The sequence below is a fragment of the Klebsiella pneumoniae subsp. pneumoniae HS11286 genome (genome assembly GCF_000240185.1).
Classification (GTDB): domain Bacteria; phylum Pseudomonadota; class Gammaproteobacteria; order Enterobacterales; family Enterobacteriaceae; genus Klebsiella; species Klebsiella pneumoniae.
On record NC_016845.1, the window covers coordinates 2,366,167 to 2,390,304 of the forward strand.

At 58.1% G+C, this 24,138-nt stretch carries 22 protein-coding genes; 8 read left to right on the plus strand and 14 right to left on the minus strand.

All coding sequences use genetic code 11. The features are described from left to right. The first annotated feature begins 6 nt into the window (after window positions 1–6). Together KPHS_23370 and KPHS_23380 are read left to right on the plus strand one after the other, a co-directional pair. Complete coding sequence (locus KPHS_23370; RefSeq protein ID YP_005226637.1) at window positions 7–1,020, plus strand: putative ABC transport system ATP-binding component; 1,014 nt, start codon at window positions 7–9, stop codon at window positions 1,018–1,020. Then, window positions 1,013–1,681, plus strand: coding sequence for an ABC transporter permease (locus tag KPHS_23380; protein YP_005226638.1), 669 nt, complete (start codon window positions 1,013–1,015; stop codon window positions 1,679–1,681). The genes KPHS_23370 and KPHS_23380 overlap by 8 nt, the downstream gene beginning before the upstream one ends. Before the next feature lie 28 nt (window positions 1,682–1,709). On the opposite strand, the gene KPHS_23390 is transcribed toward KPHS_23380, so the two are convergent. The 3 genes from KPHS_23390 to KPHS_23410 form a co-directional block, all read right to left on the minus strand. Next, window positions 1,710–2,909 carry an aromatic amino acid aminotransferase gene (locus KPHS_23390; protein YP_005226639.1) on the minus strand — a complete coding sequence of 400 codons (1,200 nt, stop codon included), beginning with the start codon at window positions 2,907–2,909 and terminating at the stop codon, window positions 1,710–1,712. A gap of 38 nt (window positions 2,910–2,947) precedes the next feature. Further along, on the minus strand, window positions 2,948–3,562 hold the full coding sequence (locus KPHS_23400) for a YitT family protein (RefSeq protein YP_005226640.1): 615 nt from the start codon (window positions 3,560–3,562) through the stop codon (window positions 2,948–2,950). Between the two features lie 251 nt (window positions 3,563–3,813). After that, entirely contained in the window at window positions 3,814–4,293 is a 480-nt protein-coding gene (locus tag KPHS_23410) for a regulator for leucine (or lrp) regulon and high-affinity branched-chain amino acid transport system (RefSeq protein ID YP_005226641.1), read from the minus strand. A gap of 334 nt (window positions 4,294–4,627) precedes the next feature. Between KPHS_23410 and KPHS_23420 the strand changes: the two genes are divergently transcribed. Together KPHS_23420 and KPHS_23430 are read left to right on the plus strand one after the other, a co-directional pair. Next, a complete protein-coding gene (locus KPHS_23420; RefSeq protein ID YP_005226642.1) occupies window positions 4,628–6,007 on the plus strand; it encodes an aromatic amino acid transport protein in 1,380 nt (459 codons plus the stop codon). 250 nt (window positions 6,008–6,257) lie between these two features. Beyond that, window positions 6,258–7,004 carry a hypothetical protein gene (locus KPHS_23430; RefSeq protein YP_005226643.1) on the plus strand — a complete coding sequence of 249 codons (747 nt, stop codon included), beginning with the start codon at window positions 6,258–6,260 and terminating at the stop codon, window positions 7,002–7,004. A gap of 111 nt (window positions 7,005–7,115) precedes the next feature. Here KPHS_23430 and KPHS_23440 read toward each other — a convergent pair whose 3' ends face one another. The 3 genes from KPHS_23440 to KPHS_23460 form a co-directional block, all read right to left on the minus strand. Further along, window positions 7,116–7,310 (minus strand): hypothetical protein, encoded by a 195-nt coding sequence (locus KPHS_23440; protein YP_005226644.1) that lies wholly within the window; start codon window positions 7,308–7,310, stop codon window positions 7,116–7,118. Window positions 7,311–7,546: 236 nt separating this feature from the next. After that, window positions 7,547–8,665 (minus strand): putative oxidoreductase, encoded by a 1,119-nt coding sequence (locus tag KPHS_23450; RefSeq protein YP_005226645.1) that lies wholly within the window; start codon window positions 8,663–8,665, stop codon window positions 7,547–7,549. Further along, window positions 8,628–9,371 (minus strand): DeoR transcriptional regulator, encoded by a 744-nt coding sequence (locus tag KPHS_23460; RefSeq protein YP_005226646.1) that lies wholly within the window; start codon window positions 9,369–9,371, stop codon window positions 8,628–8,630. Before KPHS_23460 ends, KPHS_23450 begins: the two co-directional genes overlap by 38 nt. 279 nt (window positions 9,372–9,650) lie before the next feature. Here KPHS_23460 and KPHS_23470 point away from each other — a divergent pair, with 279 nt between their 5' ends. After that, the gene (locus KPHS_23470) at window positions 9,651–10,634 is read left to right on the plus strand and encodes a zinc transport protein ZntB (protein ID YP_005226647.1); all 984 of its coding nucleotides are present in this window, start codon (window positions 9,651–9,653) and stop codon (window positions 10,632–10,634) included. Window positions 10,635–11,158: 524 nt separating this feature from the next. After that, window positions 11,159–12,532: a DEAD/DEAH box helicase gene (locus KPHS_23480; protein YP_005226648.1), complete on the plus strand. Its 1,374-nt coding sequence runs from the start codon at window positions 11,159–11,161 to the stop codon at window positions 12,530–12,532. A gap of 45 nt (window positions 12,533–12,577) precedes the next feature. Here KPHS_23480 and KPHS_23490 read toward each other — a convergent pair whose 3' ends face one another. The 5 genes from KPHS_23490 to KPHS_23530 form a co-directional block, all read right to left on the minus strand. Beyond that, on the minus strand, window positions 12,578–13,513 hold the full coding sequence (locus tag KPHS_23490; protein YP_005226649.1) for a tRNA 2-thiocytidine(32) synthetase TtcA: 936 nt from the start codon (window positions 13,511–13,513) through the stop codon (window positions 12,578–12,580). A gap of 233 nt (window positions 13,514–13,746) precedes the next feature. After that, window positions 13,747–14,181, minus strand: coding sequence for a universal stress protein UspF (locus KPHS_23500; RefSeq protein YP_005226650.1), 435 nt, complete (start codon window positions 14,179–14,181; stop codon window positions 13,747–13,749). Between the two features lie 81 nt (window positions 14,182–14,262). Next, a complete protein-coding gene (locus KPHS_23510; protein YP_005226651.1) occupies window positions 14,263–14,475 on the minus strand; it encodes a KTSC domain-containing protein in 213 nt (70 codons plus the stop codon). Between the two features lie 143 nt (window positions 14,476–14,618). Then, window positions 14,619–15,773 carry an outer membrane pore protein N, non-specific gene (locus tag KPHS_23520; protein YP_005226652.1) on the minus strand — a complete coding sequence of 385 codons (1,155 nt, stop codon included), beginning with the start codon at window positions 15,771–15,773 and terminating at the stop codon, window positions 14,619–14,621. A gap of 357 nt (window positions 15,774–16,130) precedes the next feature. Beyond that, window positions 16,131–19,658: a putative oxidoreductase, Fe-S subunit gene (locus tag KPHS_23530; RefSeq protein YP_005226653.1), complete on the minus strand. Its 3,528-nt coding sequence runs from the start codon at window positions 19,656–19,658 to the stop codon at window positions 16,131–16,133. Between the two features lie 461 nt (window positions 19,659–20,119). Between KPHS_23530 and KPHS_23540 the strand changes: the two genes are divergently transcribed. Beyond that, window positions 20,120–20,284: a putative lipoprotein gene (locus KPHS_23540; RefSeq protein YP_005226654.1), complete on the plus strand. Its 165-nt coding sequence runs from the start codon at window positions 20,120–20,122 to the stop codon at window positions 20,282–20,284. Between the two features lie 45 nt (window positions 20,285–20,329). Here KPHS_23540 and KPHS_23550 read toward each other — a convergent pair whose 3' ends face one another. From KPHS_23550 to KPHS_23570, 3 genes are all read right to left on the minus strand, one after another. Then, window positions 20,330–20,776, minus strand: a complete 447-nt coding sequence (locus tag KPHS_23550; protein YP_005226655.1) for a heat shock protein hslJ — start codon at window positions 20,774–20,776, stop codon at window positions 20,330–20,332. A 116-nt stretch (window positions 20,777–20,892) separates the two neighbouring features. Continuing rightward, the gene (locus tag KPHS_23560) at window positions 20,893–21,882 is read right to left on the minus strand and encodes a D-lactate dehydrogenase (RefSeq protein ID YP_005226656.1); all 990 of its coding nucleotides are present in this window, start codon (window positions 21,880–21,882) and stop codon (window positions 20,893–20,895) included. Window positions 21,883–22,141: 259 nt separating this feature from the next. Continuing rightward, the gene (locus KPHS_23570) at window positions 22,142–22,531 is read right to left on the minus strand and encodes a hypothetical protein (protein ID YP_005226657.1); all 390 of its coding nucleotides are present in this window, start codon (window positions 22,529–22,531) and stop codon (window positions 22,142–22,144) included. Between the two features lie 206 nt (window positions 22,532–22,737). Between KPHS_23570 and KPHS_23580 the strand changes: the two genes are divergently transcribed. Next, window positions 22,738–24,135, plus strand: a complete 1,398-nt coding sequence (locus tag KPHS_23580) for a hypothetical protein (RefSeq protein ID YP_005226658.1) — start codon at window positions 22,738–22,740, stop codon at window positions 24,133–24,135. Window positions 24,136–24,138 lie beyond the last annotated feature (3 nt).

The following is a 24,138-nucleotide window of genomic DNA, read 5'->3' on the forward strand; positions in this document are numbered from 1 at the left end:
AACGCGATGATAGAATTTCGCCACGTCAGTAAAAGCTTTTCCAGGAAAGGACATCCGGTTCTGGCCTTGCAGGATATTAATCTCAGCATTGAGCGAGGCGATATTTTTGGCATTATTGGCTACAGCGGGGCAGGAAAAAGCACCTTATTACGGCTGATTAATCGTCTGGAAACGCCTGGCGAGGGCGAGGTACTGTTAAACGGCGAGCCGCTACAGGCCTGCAGCGGCCAGCGCCTGCAGGCCATCAAAAAAGATATCGGCATGATCTTTCAGAATTTTAATCTGCTGAATTCGAAAACCGTTTTTCATAACATCGCCATCCCGCTTATTTTACAGGGGCGCGACAAGGCCTTTATCCAGGCGCGGGTGGCGGAACTGCTGGCGTTCGTCGATCTGAGCGACAAAATCCACAGCTACCCTAATGAGCTGTCGGGCGGACAAAAGCAGCGGGTCGGTATTGCCCGGGCGCTGGCCACCAACCCGTCGGTCCTTCTATGCGATGAAGCCACCTCGGCGCTCGACCCCCACACTACGGTGCAGATCTTACTGCTTTTGCAGGAGATTAATCGTCGGTATGGCATCACCATCGTACTGATCACCCATGAGATGTCGGTGATCCAGAAAATCTGTCACAAGGTGGCGGTGATGCAGGCGGGCCGTATCGTTGAACAGGGGGCGGTTTTTGATCTCTTTGCTCAGCCGCAGCATCCGGTCACTGCCAGTTTCGTGCAGTCGGTGGTGCACGACCGCCTGCCGCAGCGGGTGGCGTCGTTCCTGCAGCGCGATAACGGCGCCCGGGCTTTACGCCTCGAATTTGTCGGCGCGACGGCGCAGCAGCCGATTATTAACCACCTGATCCGCGAGTATGCTGTCGAGGTGAATATCCTGTTTGCCAGCATGTCTGAAGTTCAGGGCCGGATTCTGGGATTTATGATTGTGCAGCTTCTCGGCGAGCCTGACGAAACCGAACGCGCCATCACCCATCTGGTCGATGCAGGAGTGAAAATCACCCATGTTTGATCTTATTGATACCGCCATCACCGGCGATCAGTTTCTGCTGGCGCTGCATGACACGCTGATTATGGTCGCCGTCTCGCTGGGCTTTGGCGCGCTGATCGGCGTCCCGCTGGGGATTGTGCTGGTGGTTTGCCGTCCCGGCGGCATCGTGGCCAACCCGGTGGTGCATCAGGCGCTGAATCCGCTGATTAACGTGCTGCGCTCGCTGCCGTTTATCATTTTGCTGATTGTGATCCTGCCCTTTACCAGACTGCTGGTGGGCACCACTATCGGCACCGCGGGAGCCATCGTGCCGCTGATCGTCTTTGTCGCCCCCTATATTGCCCGACTAGTGGAGAGCTCGTTGCTGGAGGTGGATGAGGGGATCCTCGAGGCCGCGGACGCCATGGGCGCAACCCCCCTGCAGACTGTCTGGCACTTTATGCTGCCGGAGGCGGCGGCATCGCTGATTCTGGCCCTTACCACGGCGACCATCGGCCTGCTTGGTGCGACCGCCATGGCAGGAACGGTGGGCGGCGGCGGAATTGGCGACCTGGCGATCACCTACGGCTATCAGCGTTTCGACGCCTTTGCCACCCTCACCACCGCCCTGGTGCTGATTGTTATTGTCCAGCTTATTCAGACGCTGGGGACCCGCCTGGCTCGCCGGCTGCGTCGCGATTAATCGCTCTACCGCGCCGGGGTTGACCCGGCTAGCGTGCGCAGACCGCGGCGAAGGCGCTGGCTACCCGCGCAATATTGCCGTGGTTGAGCCCGGCCACGCAGACCCGACCGCTGGCGATCAGATAGATGCCATGCTCTTGACGCAGAACGTCTACCTGATCGGCGCTAAAGCCGGTGTAACTGAACATGCCGCGCTGGGTCAGCAGATAGGAAAAATCCCCCGCCGGCAGGGCTGCCTGCAGGGCCTTCACCAGCGCGACGCGCATGGCGCTGATGCGGGTGCGCATGGCCTCCACTTCTTCCTGCCACAGGGCATTCAGCTCGGGATCGTTGAGCACCTGCGACACCACCTGGGCGCCAAACCCCGGCGGGCTGGAGTAGTTGCGCCGCACGGTGGCTTTCAGCTGGCCCAGCACGCGCCCGGCGATATCGGCATTGTCACAGACCACTGACAGGCCGCCAACCCGCTCGCCATACAGCGAAAATATCTTGGAAAACGAGTTGCTGACCAGCGCCGTCAGCCCGGCGCTGGCGATGGCGCGAATGGCATAGGCATCCTCGTCCAGTCCGCGGCCGAAGCCCTGGTAGGCGATATCAAGGAATGGGATCAGCTCCCTGCCGATCAGCACCTCAATCACGCGATCCCACTGCTCGCGGGTGAGATCGGCCCCCGTCGGGTTATGGCAGCAAGGGTGAAGCAGCACAATGCTGCGCGGCGGCAGCTGCTGGAGGGCGGCGAGCATAGCGGGGAAATTCACCCCGCGGGTGGCGCTGTCGAACCAGGGATAGGTATGTACCTCAAAGCCGGCGCCGGCAAAGATGGCAACGTGGTTCTCCCAGGTTGGATCGCTGACCCAGACCGCGGAGTCGGGGAAGTAGCGCTTGAGGAAATCAGCGCCCACCTTTAGCGCGCCGGAGCCCCCCAGTGTCTGGATGGTGGCGATGCGTCCGGCACGCAACGCCGGATGATTGTCGCCAAACTGCAGGGTCTGGACCGCGCGGCGATAGGGCGCCAGCCCCTCCATCGGCAGATAAAGGCTGGCCTTTTGCTGCTGACTCTGCAGCCGGTCAGCGGCCTGACGGACCGCCTCCAGCTGGGGAATAATGGCCTGCTCGTTATAGTACAGCCCGATGCTGAGGTTAACTTTGTCTGCCCGGGGATCCTGTTGAAAGGCTTCCATCAGCGACAGGATAGGATCGCCCGCATAGGCGTCAACGTTCTGAAACACAGTGGTTACTCCTGAAATGACCGTCAAAGGTGAAGCCATTACACCGCGTAGCGTCCGGGACGGTGGTTCATGGCGATAATCGAATTCAAAATCACGGCGCCGAGGATAGAGACCAGCAGCATCGGCAAGCTCACTACCCACAGCGAGGCGGTGACGATGCAGGCGTCAACCACCATCTGGAATTTACCGGCGCGGATGCCGCTTTTGTCCTGCAGATAGAGGGCCAGAATATTAACGCCGCCGAGGCTCGCTTTATGGCGAAACAGCACCACAAAGCCGATGCCGACCATGATGTTGCCGAAGAGGGTGGCGTAATAGGGATTCAGGCGATCGACATGGATAAAGTAACCGTGCAGGTCAGAGAACAGGGACACCAGTCCGACCGCGCAGAAGGTTTTCAGCGTGAAGGCGGCGCCCATCCGCCGGACAGAGAGCCAGTAGAATGGCAGGTTAATGACGAAGAAGACCACGCCAAACGGCAGGTGGGTGGCATAGTGGATCAGAAAGGCCATACCTGCCGTTCCGCCGGTCAGGGCACCGGCCTGGCGAAATAAAATAATGCCAAAGGAGATCATCAGCGTGCCGAACAGCAGCGCCAGGGTATCCTCCAGCCAGGTGTGGGTCAGTTTTTCAGGGGAAAGGATATTATCCATAAATAAGCACTATCTTTTCGTTAACAAGGATAAGCTCTTGTTTGCAAAAATCGCACCAGAGGAGCGTGCCCTGGCGAGCGTTTGCGGAAAAAATACCCGTGGTTTAGCCTAACCTGTTGTTCTGACAGGAAGAGAAAATTGCACGGGGCGTGCGTTTTATGGTTTCCGAATGCGTGAATTGTGCGAACTTGCCGCTTGTCGCGCATTGTCTGGCCCCGCGTCTGCACCAGCGCAGGGCACTGTGCCCCGGTTCAGCGCAGCGGGGTCGTGCCCGGCATCAGCTGGCCGTTCTCTTTAAGGCGGTTGAGCACGACGGCGGTTTTCAGATGGGCCACCCCTTTGTTTTGCGCCAGAATATGGCTGATCAAATGGCTCAGACCGGGCAGGTCCGGGACCGTTACCCGCAGCAGATAATCGGCGTCGCCGGTGGTTTTCCAGGCGTCCAGAATGGCGTCCACTTCACTGAGCATCTGATGAAAGCTCTCCACGCATTGCGGGGTGTGATTCAGCAGACGCACCTCAATCAGGCCAAGCATCTCCTGCCCGGCTGCATCCGGCGCCAGACGCGCATGGTAGCCGAGGATAAGCTGTGCCTGTTCAAGGGCGATACGGCGGCGCGAACACTGGGAAGCGGACAGGCCGATAAGCTCGCTCAGCTCCTGATTGGTTAAACGGCCATTGGCCTGCAGCAGGGTAAGTATTTTCAGATCATAGTCGTCGATGTTGTACATAGTGGCCACTAGCGGAACGTAAAAGTGGCTACCAGCCTAACAGTTTTTTGCCTGGCGTGAAGCCTGAGCGGACGGCGGCAAACCGGATGCACCAAAACGGGTCAGGTTTATGCATCAATCCGCTCTTTTTCTCATGATCTGTGCGTTATCTGGCCAGTTTTCGCGTGTGATGCGCCAGGTCGGCGCCGACATGACCAGCTACCGGAACTGATTTGAAAAGAATATTTGAATATATTTCAATTAATTAATTTTTGTCTGACGCTGCAAGACGCTCCGCTGGCCTGAAAGTTGCTACCGGCGAACGTGACTTTTTACAGACAGGGGCAGGTCAGAGATGACAACGCAGCAAGAGCATCAGTTAAAACGCGGGTTAAAAAACCGCCACATCCAGTTGATCGCCCTCGGGGGGGCGGTCGGCACCGGACTGTTTTTAGGTATCGCGCAAACGATCCGTATGGCAGGCCCGTCGGTCCTGCTGGGGTACGCCATCGCCGGGGTTATCGCTTTCTTTATCATGCGTCAGCTTGGCGAAATGGTGGTAGAGGAGCCGGTGGCGGGGTCGTTCAGCCATTTCGCCAACCGCTACTGGGGGCCCTTCGCCGGGTTTATGTCCGGCTGGAATTACTGGGTGTTGTACGTGCTGGTAAGCATGGCGGAGCTGACGGCGGTGGGGATCTATATTCAGTACTGGTGGCCGGAGGTACCCACCTGGCTGTCGGCGGCGATCTTCTTCGTGGCGATCAACGCCATCAACCTGACGCACGTCAAAGTGTATGGCGAGCTGGAGTTTTGGTTCTCGATTGTCAAAGTGGCCGCCATCATCAGCATGATCGCCTTTGGCTGCTATCTGTTATTTAGCGGTCACGGCGGCCCGGCGGCGACGGTGGCCAACCTGTGGCAGGACGGGGGATTTTTCCCTAACGGCATCACGGGCTTGGTGATGGCCATGGCGGTGATCATGTTCTCCTTCGGCGGGCTTGAGCTGGTGGGGATCACCGCGGCGGAAGCCGACGAACCGCATAAAACCATTCCCAAAGCCACCAACCAGGTGATCTACCGTATTCTGCTGTTTTACGTGGGGTCGCTGGCGGTCCTGCTGTCACTCTACCCGTGGCGGAACGTCGTGGAAGGGGGAAGCCCCTTTGTGCTGATCTTTCACGCCATTGACAGCAATATTGTGGCCAACGCCCTCAATCTGGTGGTGCTCACCGCCGCGCTGTCGGTCTACAACAGCTGCGTCTACTGCAACAGCCGGATGCTGTTCGGCCTGGCTCAGCAGGGCAACGCCCCGCGTGCGCTGCTGCGGGTGAACCACCGCGGGATCCCATTGACCGCCCTGGCGGTATCCGCCGTCGCCACGGCGCTTTGCGTGGTGATTAACTATGTGATGCCCGGGAAAGCCTTTGCCCTGCTGATGGCCCTGGTGGTGGCCGCCCTGGTCATCAACTGGGCGATGATCTGCATCACTCATCTTAAGTTCCGCCGCGCCATGCAGCGGGCGGGGAAGGTAACGGCTTTCCAGAGTTTCGCCTATCCCCTGACAAACTGGCTGTGTCTGCTGTTTCTCGCCGCGATCCTCGGGGTGATGTATCTGACCCCCGACATCCGCATCTCCGTCTGCCTGATCCCGGTATGGCTGCTGATCCTTGCTGCAGGCTATCTGCTGCGCAGGAAAAGCGCGCCGGCGCCGGTGGCGGCGCTTGAGGAGCGTTAATCTGCGACGCCCTGCCTGGCGGCAGGGCGATATTATTGCGCTGAAAATATATAGCGCCAATATATAGGATGGTTTATATAATTACGATAAATGATAACTAACAATATCACGCTGAATATAAATTAGAATGTGAGGAGACCGCGCGCTTTTTATTGATCTTGCGTACCGCTTTGCTACTATCCAGCCGGCATTGAGACTGTATTTAATAATGCCTGGAAATGGAATAGTAAAAACCATAATGGAGTAGGGTATGAAGCATGTGCACAAGCTGGCCTGGATAGGCCTGTTCGTCAATATTATTATCTGTTTTGTCGCGCGAAATTTATTACTTGATGAAGGACAGCTGAACTTCCATAGTCGGGCGGACGGCGTATGGTCCTGGCTGGTGCTGGCCCTGTTTATTGCCGTGGTGGTTCAGGCGATCAGCATAATGCTGTCAGGCCGCTACCCTTATCTGGCCATCGTCCTGGCGTTTGTTGGCGGCATCGTGATGGTGCCCGCCAGCGTGATCTTTCTGGTGGGTAGTCTGTTCAGCTTGCAAACGCGGATTAACGCCGGATTTACGCCCTGGCGATCAACCACGGCAGTGGGCGAGGCTGATAACCAGCAGCTATTAACCTTTAATGCCTCAGGCTTTTATCCCCAAGGGGCGCTGGCGCTCATCGCCGGGATCATTATTTTAATGATTGGCATGGGTATAGGCGGAGTATTTATTGCCGCTGGTATTGTTGCGCTGTGCAATGGCTATCGTCTGCAAAATCGGGTGGTGATTGGCGTGAGCGGCGAGTCGATGATATTTACGCCGGGGCTCTATGCCGATACCTACGTTATTCCCTTGCGGGATGTTGCCGTAGTTGAACGCAGCAATAATGATGCGAAAGTTCGGCTGCTGATCCGTTCCAGCGGCAGAAGCTTCACGTTGCGTAAAAAACTGCTCGCCGGCGATAAGGTTAATGACGCCTTCGCCGCCATTCTGGCAAAACTGACTACCGTTTAACGCTGGCAGAATAGAGAAGCCGCCAGGCGGCGCGAGGCGTCCTGGCGGTGAAAGGTGGGTTAGCCTGCGCGGCTACCGCACCAGCTTGTCTCTTACGAACAGCACTGCCTGTTAATCCACGTTAGTAAAATAATCGCGCGCGGCGGTCTCGACGCGTTTCGCATCCAGCCCGGTATTCTCAGTGATCTGTTCGATAAACGATTTAAATTTTTCGCTCATCACGTTACCCCCTTCCCAGTGGGCGACGTAAAATTTGCACTGATAGCGATAAAAATGGAGAGTGGTATCTCCTAACGTGTAATACATGCGCTTCTCCTGTCCTGTAGTACGGTTGCCGCGTCCACAGCGTCAGCAACCTTTTTCTCATTACGATCGATCTGCATTCTATCCTCCTCCCAATTGGCTGAAATTTCCAGCGGTGCTTTGCGCCATGTAGCAGGATAAAGCAATGTTAATCTGCGGATAGATAGTGATTTTTTCTAATGTGGAGCAAAAGTAGCGGTTACCTGCGGGCCGCGCAGGTAACCGGAGAAGAGGGCGGATTAGCGCAGCGTGTTGCGCTCGTCGTCGGACAGGTCCAGGGTCTGCACCATACCACTTTCAGCAGAGCGCACCGCCGCTTCCAGAACGGCCATCACCGCCAGCGCTTCCACCGGCGGCACCGGATTGGCGATCTGGCCCTTCAGCGCATCGCGGATCAGCATATAGTACTGGCGCTGATCGCCCTGCGGGGTAGCCTGCGCGTGGGCCTGCAGCGAGGCATCATAGATAACCAGCGGGTCGTCATCCTGGCCCCAGCCGGCGCTGCCCGGTACCACGCCCGCCAGCAGCTGGCTCTCCTGTTGGTCGGCCCGCGCTTTGATAACGCTACCTTTATCGCCGTGCACGGTGAAGCGCGACGAGCCGCCCGCGACCAGCATGCTGCAGTGCAGGATCACTTTATGCGCCGGGTAGTTTAATACCACATGCGCCCAGTCGTTGATCTCCGCGCCGTCGCGCAGGGTGGCTATGTTACCTTGCACCGACTGCGGCAAACCAAATAGCTGCAGCGCCTGGTCGATAAGGTGCGGCCCCAGGTCGAACCACAAGCCGCTGCCCGGGACGTTCTGCTCGCGCCAGCGGACGCGGACTTCCGGGCGGAAGCGGTCGAAATGCGACTCGAAGTGTTTCACCGCGCCGAGGGTGCCTTGCTCAATCATCTGACGGATCCCGAGATAGTCGCTGTCCCAGCGGCGGTTATGGAAGACGGAGAGCAGACGCTGTTTCTCCTCCGCCAGGGCGATCAGCTCCCGGGCCTCCTGCATATCGAGGGTAAAGGGCTTATCCACCACCACATGTTTGCCGGCGTTCAGCGCCAGGCGGGCCAGCGGGGCGTGCGTGGCGTTAGGGGAGGCGATGACCACCAGGTCAACGTCCGGATGCTGGACCGCTGCTTCCGGGGAGGCGATCACCGTGACGTCCGGCAGATCGCGTTTGACCTTCTCTTCATCGCGGGAAGCGACGAACGCCAGGTTCAGCCCCGGCACCGAACGGATAAGCGGCGCGTGGAAGGTCTTACCGACGAATCCGTAGCCAATCAGGGCGATATTTATCGTATTGTTACTCATCAGGTTCTCCACGTTGTTAAGCGTCAGCAATATGTACAGAGAGGGCGGGGTCATCCCCCAGCTCAGCCCAGGGACGATCAAGAAAAAGATGGTGAATGTCGCTGAGCCCGGCCACCCGCCACGGTTCGCAGCGGTTGAGTTTGGTACGGTCCGCCACCAGCCAGTGCTCGGCGCTGGCGGCCAGCATGGCGCGTTTAACGTCGGCATCAGCTTCCTGGCTGGCGCTCAGCCCCAGCCCGGTATGGAGCGCGCAGGCGCCGAGAATGGCGATATCGGCCCGGTAGCGGGTGACCAGCGACAGGGTGGCGCTGCCGGCGAACAGCCGTTGTTTACTATCCCACTGGCCGCCAAGCAGGATCAGCTGGATATCGGCACGGTCGCTGAACAGCTGAGCGATATCCAGAGATGCCGTGATCACGGTCAACGGCCCTTTCAGCTGGGCTGCCACCGCCAACAGCGTGCTTCCGGCGTCGAGAAACAGCGTCGAGCCAGAGGGAATGCGCGCGGCGACCTGCTGACCCAGGCGCTGCTTGGTCTGGGTGAGAAGAGCGTTTCTGCCCTGGCGCGTCATGGCCGGGACGTTAAGGGCGATGGCCCCGCCGTGGCTTTTCTGCAGCACGCCCTGTTGTTCCAGGTCGCTCAGATCGCGGCGAATGGTATCGGCCGACACCTGCAGCTCTGCAACCAGCTCGCTGATGCTCAGCTGACCGGTTTCGCTAAGCCTGTCGAGAATATGTTTTTGCCTGGCGAGCTTATGCATGGCCATTGACTCCGCAAATTAACGCAATAAACAGCATAATACAGCAAGAAGTTGCAAAATAAACGGCAAAACGTCGCTCTGTATGTGTTGAATCGTGAAGAACTTGATTTCACTAAGTTTTAACGTTAAATGAGGGGAGCGCCGCGACCGGGGGCGAAAGCGCTTTTCAATGAAGCGACTAGGCCTGTATTTCCGGGTCATTAAAAGCAAGAATGCGCGCTTTCGCGTACCTTATAGAGAAGGCGCGTAATTTAGCAGATATGGATTAACGGAGGTTGAGTGGACGCGATTAAAGGCTCGGAGTTGCAGATACCGGACGCGATCTTCGCGTGGGTGCTCGACGGGCAGGGGGGCGTTAAGCCGCTCGCCGATGACGATATTATCGACAAAGACAAGCCTTGCTGGCTGCATCTCAACTATACCCATAGCGACAGCGCCGACTGGCTGGCGGCCACCCCGTTGCTGCCCAATAACGTACGCGATGCCCTGGCGGGAGAGAGCACCCGGCCGCGGGTGACGCGGATCGGTGACGGGGCGCTGATCACCCTGCGCTGTATCAATGGCAGTACCGATGAGCGGCCCGACCAGCTGGTGGCGATGCGCCTGTATATGGATGAGCGGCTGATCGTCTCCACTCGTCAGCGCAAAGTGCTGGCGCTGGACGATGTGCTGGGCGACCTGAAGGAAGGTAATGGCCCGACGGACGGCGGCAGCTGGCTGGTGGAGGTCTGCGATGCGTTGACCGATCATGCCAGCGAGTTTATCGAACAACTGCACGATCGCATTATCGACCTGGAAGACGACCTGCTCGATCAGCAGGTGCCGCCGCGCGGATTTCTCGCGCTGCTGCGTAAGCAGCTGATTGTGATGCGCCGCTATATGGCGCCGCAGCGCGACGTTTATGCCCGGCTGGCCAGCGAGCGGCTGCCGTGGATGAGTGACGATCAGCGGCGGCGAATGCAGGATATCGCCGAGCGGCTGGGGCGCGGTCTGGATGAGATCGACAGCTGTATCGCGCGGACGGCGATCATGAGCGACGAGATCGCCCAGATTATGCAGGAGTCGCTGGCGCGGCGGACCTATACCATGTCATTGATGGCGATGGTGTTTCTACCCAGCACCTTTTTAACCGGCCTGTTCGGCGTCAACCTCGGCGGGATCCCTGGCAACAGCTGGCATCTGGGGTTTAGCCTTTTCTGCTTGATGTTAGTCGTTGTCATCGGTGGTGTTGCGTGGTGGTTACATCGCAGTAAATGGCTGTAAAGAATCGCCTTTTAGCGGCTGTAGTGCCGGGAAAACCCGGCAATGTTTGAGCGAAATCAATAAACCATCTACCCATTCAGGGCAATATCTCTCTCGCAGGTGAATGCAACGTCAAGCGATGGGCGTTGCGCTCCATATTGTCTTACTTCCTTTTTTGAATTACTGCATAGCACAATTGATTCGTACGACGCCGGCTTTGTTGAGTCGGCTTTTTTTTGCGCTCTCCGGACCAGCTTCTACCCTTACTAAGACACCCGACGGTTTCTGGCCGTTGACGCCTGCGGGTTCGCCCGTATCACTCTCCGGGAGGCCTCTATGTATTACGCTTCAGAGCTGACAGCCCAGTCTATCCCTATCTCGCCCGAGCCGAACGATCCGGCTCCTTTACCCGATCCACGACCGCGTCCGCAGCCCCAGCCCGATCCGCCGCCTGACGAAGAGCCGATTAAATTGTCGCATCAGGCGCGGAGATCTGCGAGGATACGCGCCTGCAGATTGTCTGCCTTTTAATACGAGAATACATTGTGACCGCTTTTTCTACCCTGACTGTTTTACCTGCCGCCCAATTAGCCAACCTTAACGAGCTGGGTTATCTGTCGATGACCCCGGTTCAGGCCGCCGCCCTGCCGGCGATCCTCGCGGGGAAAGATGTGCGCGTGCAGGCAAAAACCGGCAGCGGAAAAACGGCCGCATTTGGGCTGGGTCTGCTGCAGCATATCGATCCGGCGCGCTTCGAGACCCAGTCGCTGGTGTTGTGCCCGACCCGCGAGCTGGCCGATCAGGTCGCCGGCGAGCTGCGCCGCCTGGCGCGCTGCCTGCCGAACATCAAGATTCTGATGCTCTGCGGCGGGCAGCCCTTTGGCGCCCAGCGAGATTCCCTGCAGCATGCCCCGCATATTATCGTCGCCACCCCGGGCCGTCTGCTCGATCATCTGCAGAAGGGAACGGTCTCCCTTGACGCGCTGCAGACCCTGGTGATGGACGAAGCGGACCGCATGCTCGATATGGGCTTCAGCGACGCCATTGATGAGGTGATCCGCTTCGCACCGGCTGACCGGCAGACGCTGCTGTTTTCTGCTACCTGGCCGGCGGCAATCGCGGCGATCAGCGGCCGGGTGCAGCGTAATCCGCAGACCATTGAGATCGACACTGTCGACGCGCTCCCGGCGATTGAACAGCAGTTCTTTGAAGTTTCCCGCCACGGTAAGATTGCCCTGCTGCAGCGCCTGCTCAGCCAGCATCAGCCCGCATCCTGCGTGGTGTTCTGCAATACCAAACGCGATTGCCAGGCGGTCTGCGATGCGCTCAACGCCGCCGGGCAGAGCGCCTTGTCGCTGCATGGTGACCTTGAGCAGCGCGATCGCGATCAGACGCTGGTGCGCTTCGCTAACGGCAGCGTCCGGGTTCTGGTGGCGACCGACGTCGCTGCCCGCGGTCTGGACATCAAATCCCTGGCGCTGGTGGTGAATTTCGAGCTGGCCTGGGATCCGGAGGTGCATGTTCACCGCATCGGCCGTACCGCCCGCGCCGGTGAACAAGGGCTGGCCATCAGCTTCTGTGCGCCGGAAGAGGCGCAGCGCGCCACTATTCTGGCCGACATGCTGCAGCTTTCCCTGAACTGGCTGCCGGCGCCGACGGGCAACACCATCGCGCCGCTGACGGCGGAGATGGCGACGCTGTGTATCGACGGCGGGAAAAAGGCGAAAATGCGCCCGGGAGATGTGCTGGGAGCCCTGACCGGGGATATGGGCTTTGATGGTGCCGATATCGGCAAAATTACCGTCCACCCGGCCCACGTCTATGTGGCGATCCGCCAGAATATGGCGCAGAAGGCGTATAAGCAGTTACAAAATGGCAAGATCAAAGGTAAATCCTGCCGCGTACGACTGCTGAAGTAAGGGCAGGAGAGTGCGTCTCAGGCGGCTGCCTGAGACGCGTGAGGGTTATTTCACTTCCACTACGTTCAGACGCAGCTCATCGAGACGGGCGTCTTCTTCTTCCGGCTGCCAGCCGGCGGGCTGCAGGGGAATATCTTCCCGGTCAAACGCCAGATCGCCACCATCCACCACCTCTGAGCCGTGGGTGATACCTTTAAAATCAAACAGATTGACGTCGCTCAGGTGCGAAGGTACCACGTTCTGCATCGCGCTGAACATGGTTTCAATGCGCCCAGGATAACGCTTATCCCAGTCGCGGAGCATATCGGCGATCACCTGGCGCTGCAGGTTTGGCTGCGAACCGCACAGGTTGCACGGAATAATCGGGAAGCCTTTGGCCTGGGAGAAGCGCTCGATGTCCTTTTCGCGGCAGTAGGCCAGCGGGCGGATGACGATGTGTTTGCCGTCGTCGCTCATCAGCTTCGGCGGCATCCCTTTCATTTTGCCGCCGTAGAACATATTCAAAAACAGCGTCTGCAGGATATCGTCGCGATGATGGCCGAGGGCGATCTTGGTCGCCCCGAGCTCGGTGGCGGTACGATAGAGGATGCCGCGACGCAGGCGAGAGCACAGCGAGCAGGTGGTTTTTCCTTCCGGGATCTTCTCTTTGACGATGCCGTAGGTGTTCTCTTCGACAATCTTGTATTCAACCCCCAGCTGCTCCAGATACGCCGGCAGAATATGCTCCGGGAACCCTGGCTGCTTCTGATCGAGGTTCACCGCCACCAGCGAGAAGGAGATGGGCGCGCTTTTCTGCAGATTGCGCAGGATCTCCAGCATGGTATAGCTGTCCTTGCCGCCTGAAAGACAAACCATAATGCGGTCGCCCTCTTCAATCATATTGAAGTCGGCAATCGCCTCACCGACGTTGCGGCGCAGACGTTTCTGCAGCTTATCGATGTTGTACTTTTCTTTTTTACTGATTTCTTGGTTTTGCAGCATGTAATAGTGGCTCAATTCATAGTGTGGCATCAGAAGAGCACGCATTCTGCCAGCCGCTGAACAACGTGGCGCTGGCGCGTAGCAATTATTGAGGTTTGACAGGCAACCGTGGCGTGTATGGTACGGATTCAGGGGCGGAATGTCAGCATCTTTCCGGCACTTTCGGCAGCGAGCAGCCAGGCGGGGGCGGCTGATGCGGAAATAAAAAGCCCGCCGGGCGGCGGGCTGCGGCGTTAGCGGACCACCAGTACCGAGCACTCGGCGTGACGAACCACCGCGGCGGCGTTGGAGCCCAGCAGATAAGTTGTGATATCCGGTCGGTGCGAAGCGATGATCACCAGGTCGGCTGGCAGCGACTTGGCCAGCGCAAGGATTTTATCTTTTGGCGATCCTTCCGCGACGTGAAAATGCATCCGGTCTTCCGGGATGGAGAACTGCTTCGCGATCTCTTTCAATTGCGTTTCAGAACCCTCACGCAGCTCGTCCATGCCGGGAAGCTCAGCGGTATAGGCCATTCCCAGTGAGGCATAATAGGGCAGAGAAGGGATCACGGTGAGGAAATGCACCTCGGCGTCGTCAATCCGCGCTTCCGATTCAACGTGACTGATAATGCGTTCAGTAAATTCTTTATCAGAGATATCGATAGGGACAAGAATCATTCTGCTCATAAAACCTCCTGTTTAAGTATCCCTTCATATTGTACGGTATTAGGGCACGTTTTGTATCATGACCGCAGTCACACTTTGACATTAACGTAGCTTGCGTTCGGGAAATTTTCCTTTGATCACCCCGTCATAATACCGGCCTTTTGACACCACCTGTAAAAAATCATGAAAAATACGCGGTGGGACCCCGGTATATTGTAATGGCGGCTGGTGATAGAAATAGATTTCCAGTGTGGCGGAGGCGTCATCGTAGGCGACGGAGATAATTCGGGAAGATTTTACCGGATGGTGGTGCATGATGGACGTCCTCGGGCAAGCACTGACTGGCCATGACTATATCATTAAACGGACGGCTATTTTAGTCCGCGAGATATAGCGTTTTGTTTTATCTGCAGCGAGGCGGGAGGGGGAAAGCCCGCCGGAACCGGCGGGCAGGCGCATCAGAACTGGTAAACCAGGCCCAGGGCGACGATGTTATCGGTAGAGATACCGTTGTCTTCGTAGAATTTGTCGTTACCATCCAGCAGGTTGATTTTGTAATCAACATAGGTGGACATATTACGGTTGAAGTAATAGGTCGCGCCAACGTCCATATATTTGACCAGATCTTTATCGGCATAGCGGCCGTTATTGTACAGATCTTTGCCTTTGGACTGCAGGTAGGAGATGGCCGGACGCAGGCCGAAGTCGAACTGATACTGCGCGGTGACTTCGAAGTTTTGCGTTTTATTGGCGATACCGCCACCGTTGGTACTGCTGGTAGAGCCGTATGGCGTCATATTGCGGGTTTCAGAGTACATGGTCGCCAGGTAAATATCGTTGGCGTCGTACTTCAGGCCGGCGGTCCAGGCGTCCGCTTTGTCGCCTTTGGCGTATCGTTCGGTGTGAGTATAGTGTTGCTGGTCGCCTGTACGGTCAGACGAGGTGTAAGCTGCCGCCGCGCTGATACCCATGCCGAAGTCGTAGGAAGTGGAGAGGCCGAAACCATCGCCATTGTCGAAGCGAACATCGCTGTCGCTGCTGCGGTTATTGGTGCCGACGTTGATATCCTGCGCGTTCTGGCCTTCGTTTTTACCCTGATACTGCAGGGCGAAGTTCAGACCCTCCACCAGACCGAAGAAATCGCTGTTGCGGTAGGTTGCGACGCCGTTGGCGCGGCCTGCCATAAAGTTATCCGCATAGGTGTAGGAGTCGCCGCCGAACTCCGGCAGCATATCGGTCCAGCCTTCAACGTCGTACAGCACGCCGTAGTTACGACCGTAGTCGAAGGAGCCGTAATCGCCCACTTTGATACCGGCGAATGCCAGACGGGTCCACGCCTGATCGCTGGAGGTCTCGGTGTTGTTGGCCTGAACGTTATATTCCCACTGGCCATAGCCGGTAAGCATATCGTTGATCTGGGTTTCGCCTTTAAAGCCAAAACGTAAATAAGTTTGATCGCCGTCTTTTTTCGAGTCGCTGGAGAAATAATGCAGACCATCTACCTTGCCATAGAGATCTAATTTATTCCCGTCTTTATTATAAATTTCCGCCGCATGCGCGGCACCGGCGGCTAATAAAGCCGGAATAACGAGGGCCAGTACTTTTCTTTTCATGAAGAAATTCCTTTAACTGTTTTTATGTTTTAACTTCCGGGTGGGAAGTGAACTCATGCTAAAGGAGCGGTCTGAGATCCGGTAAGACTCAATTGTTACGATATAAGTAAAATCTAAAATAAATAATACCAATGAAATGGTGATAATTATGCTGAATGCATTTATAGATAATATACAAAATAAAAATTATACATGCCCGGGCTAATCACGTATTATTTGCGCGTTATATGCCTTTATTGTCATGCCAATAATTTATTGTTGCCGTCTCATTCTGCGGAATGATGTTGTTTATCGGTAAAACGACAAGCCCGAACGTTGTGTTCGGGCTTTTTTTTATGGACAAAGGTGACGGGGCGGTTAACCTTCGCTTGGCGATTTCTCCGCTTTGCCAGCCAGCTGGGCGAGGAAGTCATAGCGCTTCTGCAGATCGGCGGCGGCGTCTTTCCATAGCTGCTCCGCCACTTCAGGCTGCTGGGCGTTCAGGCGGCGGAAACGTTGCTCATTAAGCAGCGTCTCGGCCAGCGCGTCTGATGGCGGACGGGAATCTAGCGCCAGGGGGATCTTGCCTTCATCTGCTCGACGCGGGTCGAAGCGGTAGAGCGGCCAGAAGCCGGTGGCGGTCAGCTGACGCATCTGGTCGTGGCTGAGCGCCAGATCGTAGCCATGCTCTTCGCAAGGGCTATAGGCGATGATCAGCGATGGCCCCGGATAGGCTTCCGCTTCCTGAATCGCTTTTACCGTCTGGTTCAGCTGCGCGCCCAGCGAAATTTGCGCCACATAAACATGACCGTACATCATCATGCTGACGCCCAGATCTTTACGCGCCTTGCGTTTGCCATGCTCGCCAAACTTAGTCACTGCTCCCAGCGGGGTGGCTTTTGACGCCTGCCCGCCGGTGTTGGAGTAACACTGAGTGTCCAGCACCAGAATATTGACGTTTTCCGTCAGGCTCAGTACATGGTCCAGGCCGCCGAAGCCGATATCGTAAGCCCAGCCGTCGCCGCCGATCAGCCAGACGGATTTCTCCACCAGTGCGTCGGCATCGGTCAGCAGCTCTTCAGCACCCGCCACGCCGGCCAGCGCCTGACGCAGGGCCGCCACCTGTTCACGGCGATCTTCCGGCGTCGCCTCGGCGTGCAGCGCCGCGTTCAGCTCTGCCGGCAGTTTATCGGCGAATTCGCTCAGCAGGCGCATCACGCGCTGGCGATGCTGGTCGACGGTCAAGCGGAAGCCGAGCCCGAATTCGGCGTTATCCTCAAACAGCGAGTTGGCCCACGCCGGGCCGCGGCCGTTGGCGTCGGTAGTGTACGGTGTCGAGGGCAGGTTGCCGCCGTAAATGGAGGAGCAGCCGGTGGCATTGGCAATCAGCATTCGGTCGCCGTACAGCTGGGTCAGCAGTTTGATATACGGCGTTTCGCCACAGCCCGAGCAGGCGCCGGAGTATTCAAACAGCGGGCTAATCAGCTGCGAGGTGCGAATATCAATGCGCTCCAGTTTGCTGCGGTCGATTTCCGGCAGGTTGAGGAAGTACTCGTAATTGACCTTCTCCTCTTCCACATGCTCCAGGCGGGACATCATATTGATGGCCTTGATCTCCGGGGTCTGGCGGTCTTTTGCCGGGCACACTTCGACGCACAGGTTGCAGCCGGTGCAGTCTTCCGGGGCGACCTGCAGAACGTATTTCTGCCCGCGCATATCGCGGGATTTCACATCCAGCGAATGCAGGCTGGCAGGGGCGTTCTCCATCTCTTCCGGGGCGACCACTTTGGCGCGGATCGCCGAGTGCGGGCAGGCGGCGACGCAGTGGTTGCACTGAGTACACAGCGCTTCCTTCCAGATGGGGATCTCTTCGGCGATGTTGCGTTTCTCCCAGCGGGTGGTGCCCATGGGCCAGGTGCCGTCCGGCGGCAGGGCAGAGACCGGCAGCGCATCGCCGAGCCCGGCCAGCATCGCGGCGGTGACCGTTTTGACGAAATCCGGCGCGGCGTCGGAGACCACCGGCGGGCGGTTCGGACTGCTGGCGTTCACCGGCTGGAGCGGTACTTCCGCCAGTGATTCACGGGCCAGGGCCAGCGCCTGCCAGTTGCGCTCCACCAGCTCCTGACCTTTACTGCTGTAGCTTTTGGCGATGGCTGCCTGCAGTTCCGCCAGCGCGCTATCACCCGGCAGGATCTGGGTTAAATGGAAAAAGGCCATCTGCATCACGGTATTAATGCGCGCCCCGAGGCTGCATTCGCGGGCGATCTTTGCCGCGTTGACCACGTAAAAACGCGCTTTTTTCTGATTCAGGGTGGCCTGGACTTCCTGGGGCAGGCGGGACCAGACCTCATCGGCGCTGTACGGCGTGTTGAGCAGGAAAATGCCGCCGGGCTTCAGCCGCTCGGCCATCTGGTATTTATCGATAAACTGCAGCTGGTGGCAGCCGACGAAATCAGCCTGCGAAATCAGATACGATGAACGAATCGGTTTTTCGCTGACCCGCAGATGCGAGACGGTGAGGCCGCCCGCTTTCTTCGAGTCATAGACAAAATAGCCCTGGGAGAACCACGGGGTCGAGTTGCCGATGATTTTGATGTTGTTTTTGGTGGCTGACACGCTGCCATCGCTGCCGAGGCCGTAGAACAGGGCCTCGAGCTTGGCCTCTGCCGGCAGGGTATTTTCGCCCAGCGGCAGCGACAGGTTGGTCACGTCATCATAGATCCCGACGGTAAAGCGCGGCTTCGGCTGGGCGGCCTGCAGTTCACTGAATATCGCCAGCACGCATTCCGGACCAAACTCCTTGGAGGAGAGACCGTAGCGGCCGCCGATAGTGCGCGGTAGCGTCTCGCGCTCGCCGCGGTTAAAGGCTTCCGCCAGGGCGGTCATCACGTCGAGGTAAAGCGGTTCGGCAAGCGCGCCGGGTTCTTTGGTGCGATCCAGTACGGCAACCGCGCGGGCGCTCTCCGGCAGTGCCGCCAGCAGGTGGGCGGCGGAGAACGGGCGATAGAGGCGGACTTTTAGCACGCCGACTTTCTCGCCGCGACTCAGCAACTCATCGACCACCTCTTCACAGGTGCCGATGGCCGAGCCCATAATGACGATCACGCGCTCTGCCTGCGGGTGGCCGCAAAACTCAAACGGTTTGTACTGACGGCCGGTGGCGGCAGCGAAGTCGTCCATCGCTTTCTCGACATGGTCATACACCGCGTCGTACCACGGATTGGTAGCTTCCCGGGACTGGAAGTAAGTGTCGGGGTTGGCCGAGGTTCCGCGGATCACCGGGTGTTCCGGGTTGAGCGCGCGCTGGCGATGCTCAGCGATCTTATCCTGCGGCAGCAGGGCGCGAATAGTGTCATCCGCCAGCGGGGCGATTTTGTTGATTTCGTGCGAAGTACGGAAACCATCAAAGAAATGAATAAACGGCACCCGGCTTTGCAGGGTGGCGATATGCGAGATTAGCGCGAAATCCTGCGCTTCCTGAACGCTGCTGGCGCACAGCATGGCGCACCCGGTCTGGCGGACGGCCATGACATCGGAATGGTCGCCGAAGATAGACAACGCATGGGTAGCGACAGTGCGGGCGGCGACGTGCAGCACAAACGGCATCAGCTGGCCGGCCAGTTTGTACAGCGTGGGGATCATCAGCAGCAGGCCCTGCGATGAGGTAAAGGAGGTGGAGAGGGCGCCGGTTTGCAGCGCGCCATGTACGGCGCCAATGGCGCCCGCCTCCGACTGCATTTCGACCACGCGGGGAACATCGCCCCAGACGTTTTTCAGCCCATTGCCGGCCCAGGCGTCAGCCTGTTCCGCCATCGTTGAACTGGGCGTGATCGGGTAGATGGCGATAACTTCACTGGTGCGAAACGCGACGGAAGCGACCGCGCCATTACCATCAATCGTAATCATATGAAGACACCCTTACATTGCGCAAAAGAATGGACGCGTGAAACCGCGACGCGCCCTGTAATTATATAAGGGGTAGTTTAGCAAACCGCTGACCCCGCCATTTTTGCATTTGTGTCCTCAATGCGCCGGGTACCCGTGACCAGATCAATATTTTGCGTGGTTCGCGGAGAAAATGGCTGCCTGCCGGGAGAGGAACCACCTGCGCCGGGCGACATGGCCGAGGCAGATCAAGCTTTAGGCGAAAATTTGCTAGAAAATGTTAATGAGGCGCATAAATACGTACTTCCCCTCTCGACGCCGCCCGCCACGCTGCCTATTATTCTGGGGTTTGCTTTTTTAAGACGTTTCCGAGGGGAGAGAGAATGCGAGCTGCGATGTTAGTAGGATGTGCGGCGCTGTTGCTGTCCGCGTGCAGTAGTGAACCCGTTCAGCAGGCCACGGCGGCGCACGTCACGCCGGGAATGCGGGCGGCGATGAGCGACGCCGGTCAGGCCAACTGCGCCATGATAGGCGGCTCGTTATCGGTGGCTCGTCAGCTCGATGGTTCGGCGATTGGCATGTGCGCGCTGCCGAACGGCAAACGCTGCAGCGAGCAGGCGCTGGCGGGCGGCAGCTGCGGCTACTAACAGCGGCCCCGTCGCGGGGCAGCGTCAGCGGCACCTCAACGCCGGCTAGTGCATCAGGTCGGCGAGCTTATAGACCAGCGTCTGGTCGGCGGTCGCCAGCGTCAACTGGTTTTCCGTCAGATCGACCTGCGCACCCTCGCGCAGCATCTTGTCGATCGTCGCATCCAGGGTATTGAGCTGGGCATCGTGGCACAGCATCCGGGTCATCGCCAGCGATTTGACCTTCAGCTCGCCGTCCGACACTTTACCTTCCCCGCTAAAGCCGTTGCACATATTGCCGGATACATACATCTTGCCCGTAATAGCCATCTTCTCACCGAAGCTTAGCTCCAGCGGCCGGTCGCTGGCGTTGACCGCCTGGCCGTTGACGCTGGTCAGCACGAAGCGATGATGCTGCAGCTGTTCCGCACCGGTGGACACCTTACTGTTATAGACACAGCCGGACAGCAGCATACCTGCCGCCAGAAGCGCCGCAAATTTGTTCATTTTCACTCCAAAACATTCACATAACTAATAAAACCAAGCCAGTGTAACGGTATCGCAGCAGGGATCTGTGGGGATTATCTGAATGTGCTCCCCCCGGAAGAGGAGCACAAAAGGGAAAGGCGTCAGACGATGGCGTTTGGACAGGTTTCGCCGTTGGCGACCTGCTGCAGGTTACCCAGAGTGGTCTCCGAAATGCTGATCAGCGCCTCGGCGGTGAGGAACGCCTGGTGGCCGGTAAACAGCACGTTATGGCAGGCGGAGAGGCGGCGGAAGACATCGTCCTGGATCACGTCGTTGGATTTGTCTTCAAAGAACAGATCGCGTTCGTTCTCATAAACGTCCAGCCCCAGCGCGCCAATTTTCTGGTGCTTCAGGGCGTCGATGGCCGCCTGAGAGTCGATCAGGGCGCCGCGGCTGGTGTTGATCACCATCACCCCGTCTTTCATCTGATCGAAGGCTTCGCGATTGAGAAGGTGGTAGTTTTCGTCGGTCAGCGGACAGTGCAGGGAGATCACGTCCGATTCCTTGTACAGCGTGGCGAGGTCAACATATTCTACCCCCAGCTCCAGCGCGGCGGCGCTTGGGTACGGGTCGAACGCCAGCAGGCGCATGCCGAAGCCTTTAAGGATCCGCAACATCGCTACGCCAATTTTCCCGGTGCCGATCACCCCGGCGGTTTTGCCGTACATGGTGAAGCCGGTGAGGCCTTCGAGGGAGAAATTGGCATCGCGGGTACGCTGGTAAGCGCGGTGGATGCGGCGGTTGAGCGACATCATCATACCGATCGCATGCTCAGCGACCGCTTCCGGAGAGTAAGCTGGAACGCGCACGACGCGCAGGCCAAGCTCCTTTGCCGCCTCAAGGTCGACGTTGTTAAACCCGGCGCAGCGCAGGGCGATATATTTCACCCCGTGGGCCTTCAGCTCTTCCAGCACCGGGCGGCTGCCGTCGTCATTGACGAAGATACATACCGCTTCGCAACCGTTGGCGGTTTTGGCAGTCTTCGCTGTCAGCAGGAAATCGAAGAATTCCAGTTCAAAGCCGTATGCATCATTAACGTGCTGCAGGTACTTTTTATCGTACTGCTTCGTACTATAAACCGCGATTTTCATAAGACTTTTCTCCAGTGATTATACCGTCACGGTAGCATATTTAAAATAAACGTACAATTATTAAAAAATAGTTTAATGAGAGGGTGCTAATCCTAATTCTAGAGCATATCGCGGACTTGCGGAATCTCTTTGAAAGACAAAGTTTTTTCACCACAAACTGAGGCTGAAAGCGCCGGGGGCGAGCAGCAGAAGCGGCCACAGCAGACCGGAGCTGACGTTAGCCAGCTGAAACGACCACAGCGGCAGACTGCTGGCGCCGCTAACGAAGGGCAGCGTAGCCCTCAGGGGAGAGAGAAAGCGGCTGAAAAAAGATAGCCCACGGGCCATAGCGCTGAAAGAAGAGGCGGCTGCGGGCCAGACGCTCGGCGGTCAGCCAGCGTAGATGGGTGAGGCGATGACGGTAGCGAATGCCCAGCCGCCACGATAGCCAGAATCCGCCGATGGCGCCGAGGCTGGCGCTGGACCACATTAACAGGAAATGTCCGAGGCTGGCGGAAGCGAATGTCCCCAGCAGCAGCAGGCCGGAGGTGCCGGGGATTGCCAGCGAGACCAATGCGCAGGATTTAGTGAAGGTAAGCAGAAAAACAATCAGCAATACCCATGGATAGTGGTCCTGTGCGCTCTCTATGAGCGAGATAATTAACGACACCGCCTCTCCCGCAAGCTATTCCCGTCTGGCTGGAGTGTGGCAGGGGCGACTTAAACAACAGTTAAATGATAATGGCCGAACGTCGCGCCGCGAGTCCGGCTGGCAACTATGCTTTAACAGGCCGTAAACTTTCACTCACTGGTCGAACGTGTCACAATGGACGCCTTTCGGCTTTTACTTATGTTGAATCAGGATATTAACTGCCCATGAAGGGTAAATATAAAGCCGCCATCGCGCTGGTGTTAGTTCTGGTGTTATTGCCGCTAACCCTGCTGTTGACGCTAACCCACTGGGTGCCGACGCTGGCGGGCATCTGGCTGCCCGTGGGCACGCGTATCTCTTTGCAGGAGAGCCCGCGCCTGACGCGGTCGGCCCTGCTGATCCCCGATCTGCGTTATCTGGTGGGCGACTGTGAAATCGCCCGGGTGACCGATGCCCGTCTCTCGCGTCCCAGCCGCTGGCGGCTGCATATTGGCCAGCTGGAGATCAACAGCGCCTGCCTGAGCAAACTGCCGGCCAGCGATCCCTCTCCCGGTTCACCGCGCACGCTTGCCGAATGGCAATCGATGTTGCCCTATAGCTGGTTAACCATTGACAATCTGCGGCTGTCGCCGTGGGAGAAATGGCAGGGGCGGCTGGTAATGTCATTAACGCCTGCGCAGCAGGATATCGGCTTTGCCGGGAAGGAACTGAGTCTGCAGGCGCGCCTGCGCGGCCAGGCGCTCACCGTCAGCCAGTTCAGCGCCCGGCTGACTGACGATCAGCCGCCGGTGAAGCTGGTGGGGACCTTCCATCTGCCGCTGGTGCCGGATGGTCTGCCGGTCGACGGCCAGATGCAGGGCACCTTCGAATTCCCGCAGACTGCGGAATGGATCGATGCTGAGCTCGAGTGGCAGCACAATCGCGGCCAGCTGCTGGTCACCCCGCGGGGTGAGGTAGAGCCTATTCTGGACCTGCCGTGGGAGATCACCCCGGAGCGGATCACCATCAGCGACGGCCGTTGGCGCACCCGTTACGAGGCGTATCCGCTGCGCGGGCGGGTGGCGCTGTCGGTGGGTAACTGGCAGCAGGGCACCGAACAGATGATCGTCAGCGGTCGCCTGAATGTTCTCACCGAGGGGCATGCCGGGAAGGGCAATGCGGTACTGAATATTGGTCCGGGCAAGCTGAGCATGGATAACAGCGATCTGCCGCTGCGGCTCACCGGTGAGGCCAAGCTGGGGGAGATGATACTATACGCGGCGCTGCCGGCTCAGCTCAGCGGGCCGCTGATCAGCCCGCAGCTGGCTTTTCACCCCGGTGCGTTGCTGCGCTCGCGCGGGCGGGTGATCGACGCGCTGAATATTGACGAAATCCGCTGGCCGCTGGCCGGGGTTAAGGTCACTCAGCAGGGCGTCGATGGCCGCCTGCAGGCGATCCTTCGCGCCCATGAGCAGCAGATGGGCGACTTTACGCTGCATCTGGACGGTCAGGCGAGCGATTTTCTGCCCGACAGCGGCCGCTGGCAGGTGGCGCTACTGGGGCGAGGGACATTTTACCCCGATGCAGGCGCGCTGGGATGTGAAGGGCAGGCGGGGAGTGGCGCGACAATGCTATTACCCTGAGCA